Raw genomic sequence first — 6,615 nt, 5'->3', positions numbered from 1 at the left:
AGGCATGACGGACCGGGCCTGGAAACTCGTGTGTTATCTGGCTTTGCCGCGCAGCAGCACGGACAGGGTGAATTGGTTGCTCGGGCGGGCCGGAGTCGGTTCCGGCAGCCGCAGCGCCGACCGTTCGATCGTCACCACGTCGACGCTGTCGACATCGCGAATCGCGGGCACCGACGGATCGCGCCACGCCATTCGCAGTATCGCGAAACACAATTCGGCGAGATCGGCCGCACCCGTCGCGGTCACGTCCGTGCACTGCACGGTGACGAACCGGGACGACAGTGCGCGCCCGCGGTCCTCGCCCCAGAATCCCTTGACCCGGACCAGCCGATTCGGCGGGGATTCGGGCACCGTCCTGGTGACGAGGGCGGTGTCGCCCCGTGCGCTGAGCTGCGCGGAAAGATACGACACGACAATGGATTCCACGTCGGGGAAGACGACGATTTCCAAGATCGCATGCCTCCTAGTTCGAAGGATCGGCGGAAACGACCGTGGCCTCGATCCCACTGGGGGATCGAGGCCACGAGAATCGGAAATCCGTGAGTTCCGCAGGAAGAGAAGATGTTTCCCGGAGTTCGGGATGAAGGCGCACTTCTGGCGCTGCACAAAGTTTCACCGAAGCGCGGCGGAATGTCAACCCCCAGAGCAAACTCCCAGCTCACGGCACAAATTGGTCGGACGAATCGCGCGTTCCGCCACTGCCGCAGGCACTTCCAGCAACGCCGACGGACCGCGCGTCGACCACGACAGCTGCACGCAGCGAAGTCAGCGCATTGCTCTGCCGCGAACAGAATCACGCATTATGTGATCCTCGATTTCCGCACTTGCGTTTATGTGCCGCTATTCGGCAATCCGAGCTGACATCCACCGGGAATCCTTGCTGCCTTCGCATGCCGGAGGCAGCAGCAGTCAACCTGTTTCCGCAGGTCAAACGGGGTCAGCGGGGTTGATGTCGCCGCTTGTACATCAGATGTTGCGCAGGCTCTTGCCTCGGTGACGTGGTGTGGCCATCGGGAGGGCTTATCAATCGATCATGCGATGCACAGTCTTCGGAACCGGGTACCTCGGGGCCACGCACGCAGCGTGCATGGCCGAGCTCGGGCATGACGTCATCGGGGTGGATGTCGACCCGGGCAAGGTCGCGAAGCTGTCCGATGGTGTGGTGCCGTTCTACGAACCCGGTCTCGAGGACGTGCTCCGGCGCAACCTCGACGCCGGCCGCCTGAGATTCACCACCTCCTACGCCGAAGCCGCGGCACACGCCGATGTGCATTTCCTCGGCGTCGGCACACCGCAGAAGAAGGGCGAGTACGCCGCCGACCTGAAATATGTGCACGCCGTAGTGGATACGCTCGCGCCGATGCTGGAACGCCCGTCGGTGATCATCGGCAAATCCACCGTTCCGGTCGGCACGGCCGCCGCGCTCGGCGCCCGCGCCAGACAGCTCACCTCGACCGACATCGAAGTGGCCTGGAACCCGGAGTTCCTGCGCGAAGGCTTCGCGGTGAAGGACACGCTGCGCCCGGATCGCCTTGTGCTCGGGGTGGATCGGGACCGTGAGGCGGCCGCGTGGGTCGAGGACCTGGTCCGCGAGATCTACGCCGACCTGCTCGCCGCGGACGTGCCGTTCCTGCTCACCGATCTGGCCACCGCCGAACTGGTGAAGGTCTCGGCGAACGCCTTTCTGGCGACCAAGATTTCGTTCATCAACGCGGTGTCCGAGGTCTGCGAGGCCACCGGCGCCGACGTGACCATGCTCGCCGACGCGCTCGGCTACGACGCCCGCATCGGCCGCCGATTCCTCAATGCCGGACTGGGATTCGGCGGCGGCTGCCTGCCCAAGGACATTCGGGCATTCATGGCCCGCTCCGGTGAGCTCGGCGCCGATCACGCGGTGGCGTTCCTGCGCGAGGTGGACAACATCAACATGCGCCGTCGCACCAAGGTGGTCGACATGGCCGCGCGGGCGTGTGGCGGTTCACTTCTCGGCGCCAATGTGGCGGTGCTCGGCGCCGCGTTCAAGCCGGAATCGGACGATGTTCGCGATTCGCCCGCACTGAACGTGGCAGGCATGATCCAGCTGCACGGCGCGGTGGTCACGGTGTATGACCCGAAGGCGCTGGAGAATTCGCGCAGAGTGTTCCCGACCTTGAACTACGCCACCTCGGTGAAAGAAGCGTGCGAACGCGCGGATGTGGTGCTGGTGCTCACCGAATGGGATGAGTTCACGGCGCTGCAACCAGCGGATCTGGACCGGGTCGTCCGGACACGGTCGATCATCGACGGAAGGAACTGTCTCAATCGTGCCAGCTGGCGAGCAGCCGGATGGGTGTACGCGGGACTCGGCACACCGTAGAGTTGCGTCGCGAAGGCGGGATGTGCGGCTGGACACTACTCCTGCCGTAGGCACAGACGCTCGTCGACGGTATGGTCCGGGGAGCGGGCCTTCGCGCTGGCTCGCATGTCGTGAAGTTGTGAACGAGATGGGCAGCTGATGAGTTCGGTACTGGGAGTTTCGGTGGGGGCCGGCGCTGTCCGTATGGCGCGCCCGCACACCGGGAACCCACACGGACACGTCGAGCCGCATTCGTTCGATCTGCAGACCATTCCGGTGTCCGGACAGTCGGTGGAGGAGCTGGCTGCCGAGGCCATCGGCGTCACGCTGGAGACGACCCCTGGTATCGCCGCCACCGCCATCGCCTACCGCAGCGAGCAGCACGCACGCGCGATCCGCGCCGCGATGGCGCGTCAGCAGCTGACCAACTACGAGCTCGTCCCCGAGGTCGGCGCCGCGCTCGAATTCGCCCAGTCCACCGGTGACATCCGTGGCATTTCCTCGCTGGTGGTGTACGACCTCGGCAGCTCAGGGCTCTCGGTGAGCGTGGTGGACACCCAGTCGCGTGAGATCCGCCACAGCGAGCGCACCAGCGATATCAGCGGCGACTATCTCGACTCGCTGATCCGGGAACAGCAGATCGCCTCGGGCCGGATCGCGCATCCGCCGGACGCGGCCGGTCTGGCCGCGCTGGACGCGCTGTGTCGCGAGGCCAAGGAACAGCTGTCCTCGAACACCGCGGTCGCGCTGCCGAGCGAACAGGGCCTCGTGCTGCTGGCCCAGGAGAACTTCGAGTCGCTGATCATGCTGGCGATCGAATCGTCGGCGCGGATGGCGCGGGACGTGATCACGCGGTCCGATCGTCCGGTGCACGGCGTGCTCGCCATCGGCGGGTGCGCCAGGATCCCGCTGGTGTCCAAAGTTCTCGAGCGCTGGATGGGCGTTCCGGTGATCGTGCCGGAGAGCCCGGAGACCGTGGTCGCCCGCGGCGCGGCGCTGCTCGCACGGCCGGTCAAGCCCGAGGTGATCGCGCCGAGCCCCAGCCTCGACGACGAGTTGTCCCCCGCGTGGTTGTCGACGCCGCCCAAGCGCGGCAAGCGCGAGATCAGCGGCGCGGTGCTGACCGTCAGCGCGCTCGCGGTGGTCGCCGCGATCGGACTCGGTCTCGGCTACGGTCCGCAGGTGCTGCAACGGGATTCGCACAGCGAAGGCTCCCCCACCGTGCCTGCCACCACCACGCCGCGCAGCACAACCCACGATCCGCAGAGCGTCGTCGCACCGGCGACGCCGTCGGAATCGCCCGCCGCGGAATCGGTGGCCGCGCCTCCGCCGCGCCGACAGACCACCGAGGCCCCGCCACCGCCGCCCGCGCCAGGCCCGAACACCCTCGTGGTGCCCGGCCTTCCGCCGATCGTGGTCCCCACGATCCCGCCCGAGGTGTTCCCCTTCCCACCTCCGCGCTGAGTCACCCCTTCGCGAGGGTTCGACCTCCGCGTTCGATCTCGAAGCCGCGAGATCCGCACCCTCTCTGTGGATCCGCACTGCTTCTGGGGATGGTGACGAACGATGTGCACAACCTTGAAATCCCGGTAGCGCGAGGCCTTTTCGGCGAGGACTCGCTGGCTTACGAAGCGGGGCGCATCGGTGACACCCAGGAAGCTGTTAGTTAACCAGCCGGGCTCACATTTGCATCACACGGGCATAAAACCCCAAGATGCCGACCATTACTCGGGCGTCGATCTCGTGGTCAACTCTTATCGCCGAGCCAGCGTTGTTGCGCTGGTGGATATCTCGGCAATACACAGCCGACCCCGACGAAGGACAGCCTCGACGCATGACCCTCTCCGGCACCTACCAAGCCCCGGAATATCCTGTCGAATTCTCGATTCCGCCACAGGCATTGCGCGGCTCGCATCTCGTACGGCCTGCTGCATGACGGCGTCCTCGGCGGCACTTGCCGCCGTCTCCGGCTTCGGATTCGTCCTTTCCTTGATCGTCGCGATCGGTGCGCAGAACATGTTCGTGCTGCGTCAGGGGTTGCGGCGCGAGCATGTAGCCGTGGTCGTCGCGATATGCGCGCTGTCGGATGTCGTGTTGATCAGCGTTGGTGTCGGCGGCTTCGGCGTGATCACCGAATCAGTGCCCGAGGTGCAGACGGTGGGTCGCTTCGCGGGCGCGGCCTTCCTCGCAGGTTACGGAATCCTTGCTGCACGAAGGGCATTCGGCTACAGCACGCTGACCATCGAGCAAGGCAAGACCGCCGCGCTCGGCGCAACTGTCGTCACCGGCTTGGCGCTGACGTGGCTCAACCCGAACGTGTACTTGGAAACCGTGCTGCTGCTGGGGTCCCTCGCCAACACCTACCCTGGTCCCGAACGCTGGTTTCTCGGCGTCGGCGCAATGCTCGGCAGCATTGTGTGGTTCACCTCGCTCGGTTACGGTGCGCGCCTTCTTGTTCCGCTCTTCGCCCGCCCGACCGCATGGCGCGTGCTCGACTCGATCATCGCGGTGATGATGTTCGCACTGGCGTCGAATCTCCTGCTGACCGTGTAATCGGTCGCATAGTCGACGAGGGCGCATCGGCGACCGCTTCGCCGAAACTATTCACCATTGCCCAATGTGCATTCGGCCGCTCCTGCAAAGGAATTGGTTCCGGAAAGCTGCAAGATAACCAATGACTCACATTTACATCAGCCGACCCTAGCCGGACAACGCGCGGCCGGGCCTGACCTCAGCGTGCGTGCCTGGCGCGGCGGGCAGGTCCCGCCTGCACCTTGCGACTACCGAACGGCCGGGCGAGCATGACCGCGATGGCGGTGGTCAGCGGGACGGACAGGGCGAGGGCGATGCCGCCGACGGACGAGCGGGCGATCTCGATCGCGACCGCGTCGCCGGTCAGCACGTCGCGGATCGACCGGCCCGCGACGCTGAACAGCAGCAGCAGCGGCAGCGCACCACCGGCGTAGGCGAGCACCAGGGTGTACACGGTGCTGGCGATGTGGTCCCGGCCGACCCGCATGGCTGCGGTGAAAACCTCGCGACGCGAAGCGGATTCATCGAGCGCGGCCAGCTCGAAGGCCGCCGACGCCTGGGTGATGGTGACGTCGTTGAGCACGCCGAGCGAGCCGATGATGAACCCGGCCAACAACAGTCCGGTGATGCTCACGTGCTCGAGATAGGTGGCGACGTTGGTGTTCTGTTCCTCGGACAGACCCGTGAGATGGGTCATCTCGATGGCAACCCATGACAGCACCGCCGCGAGGAGCATCGAGGTCAGCGTGCCGAGCAGCGCCGAACTGGTGCGCAGGTTGACCCCGTGCGCGAGATACAGCACGGCATAAAGGATCAGCGCCCCCGCGACCAGCGCGACCGGAATCGCGGGCTTGCCGTCCAACAGCGCGGGCAGCATGAACATCACCAGCACCGCGAAGGCGAACACCAGCCCGAGCAGCGCGCGCAGCCCACGCCAGCGCGCCACCACCACGATCACCACGACGAAGACCAGCACGATCAGCGTCAGCGGCAGCCCGCGCGAGTAGTCCTCGAACGAGTACATCGGGGTGCCGCTCGGATCGGTCTGCCGCACCAGCCGCAGGCTGTCCCCGGCATGCAGATCGGGCTGGCCTGGGCCCGGCGGGATCTCGAGCAGCGTGCGATTGCCCTTGTGCGGGCCGGACTGGATATCGATCAGGCTGCGCTGACAGGTGTAGGCGTCACTGCGCGGCGCCTCCGGCTTGTCCACGAAAACCTTGCCGATCGACGAACTGCCGCACGGCCCGATGTCCTGCAGGATCACCGTGCCCGCCTCGGTCTGCACCGCACCGCCGCCCGCGTTCTGCATGGGCAGCGGGATGTCGATGTGTTGTTTGCTCGGCCAGAGCAGGATGGTGCTGAGCACCACGAGAACACCGATGACGCTGAGCAATCCGACCACGACGCGCGCGGCGGTGTCGCCGATCGCGATGGGTCCGGAGTGATCGTGGTGGTGATGGTGGTCGCTCACCAGGCGAGCTTAAAGGATTTCATTTTCAAATACGCGGGGGCGAGGCGGAATCGACCAGCGGGAGTCGGCGGCAGAGCCTGCGCGAAGGGGTTCGGAGGGGGCGGCGGAGAGCAGGGGGATGTCTCCGCCGCCCACAGGCCGGCGGCCCAGGGGGGTAGGCGGCCGAGCCCGAGATCGGGCTAACCCAGGGGGGTAGGTAACCCGACCGGGCACTCGAAAGTGCCGAGTCCTACTGTACACAAAAGTACTTCTTTTGCGCTAGATGGTCTCTAAATCT

Annotated in this window: 5 protein-coding genes; 3 read left to right on the top strand and 2 right to left on the bottom strand. The window is 65.9% G+C overall.

The window, feature by feature from the left end; all coding sequences use genetic code 11:
* Window positions 1–33: 33 nt before the first annotated feature.
* Window positions 34–450 carry a hypothetical protein gene (locus NA11_RS17990; protein WP_069163067.1) on the bottom strand — a complete coding sequence of 139 codons (417 nt, stop codon included), beginning with the start codon at window positions 448–450 and terminating at the stop codon, window positions 34–36.
* 583 nt (window positions 451–1,033) lie between these two features.
* Between NA11_RS17990 and NA11_RS17985 the strand changes: the two genes are divergently transcribed.
* The 3 genes from NA11_RS17985 (at window position 1,034) to NA11_RS17975 (ending at window position 4,888) form a co-directional block, all read left to right on the top strand.
* Window positions 1,034–2,356, top strand: coding sequence for a UDP-glucose dehydrogenase family protein (locus NA11_RS17985; protein WP_069163066.1), 1,323 nt, complete (start codon window positions 1,034–1,036; stop codon window positions 2,354–2,356).
* 138 nt (window positions 2,357–2,494) lie between these two features.
* On the top strand, window positions 2,495–3,799 hold the full coding sequence (locus NA11_RS17980; protein WP_069163065.1) for a DUF7159 family protein: 1,305 nt from the start codon (window positions 2,495–2,497) through the stop codon (window positions 3,797–3,799).
* A gap of 468 nt (window positions 3,800–4,267) precedes the next feature.
* Complete coding sequence (locus NA11_RS17975; protein ID WP_069163064.1) at window positions 4,268–4,888, top strand: LysE/ArgO family amino acid transporter; 621 nt, start codon at window positions 4,268–4,270, stop codon at window positions 4,886–4,888.
* Between the two features lie 178 nt (window positions 4,889–5,066).
* On the opposite strand, the gene NA11_RS17970 is transcribed toward NA11_RS17975, so the two are convergent.
* Window positions 5,067–6,338 carry a YibE/F family protein gene (locus NA11_RS17970; protein ID WP_069163063.1) on the bottom strand — a complete coding sequence of 424 codons (1,272 nt, stop codon included), beginning with the start codon at window positions 6,336–6,338 and terminating at the stop codon, window positions 5,067–5,069.
* Between the last annotated feature and the right edge of the window lie 277 nt (window positions 6,339–6,615).

The sequence above is a fragment of the Nocardia altamirensis NBRC 108246 genome, from assembly GCF_001612685.1.
Taxonomy (GTDB): domain Bacteria; phylum Actinomycetota; class Actinomycetes; order Mycobacteriales; family Mycobacteriaceae; genus Nocardia; species Nocardia altamirensis.
This window is presented reverse-complemented; position numbering and strand designations above follow the sequence as displayed.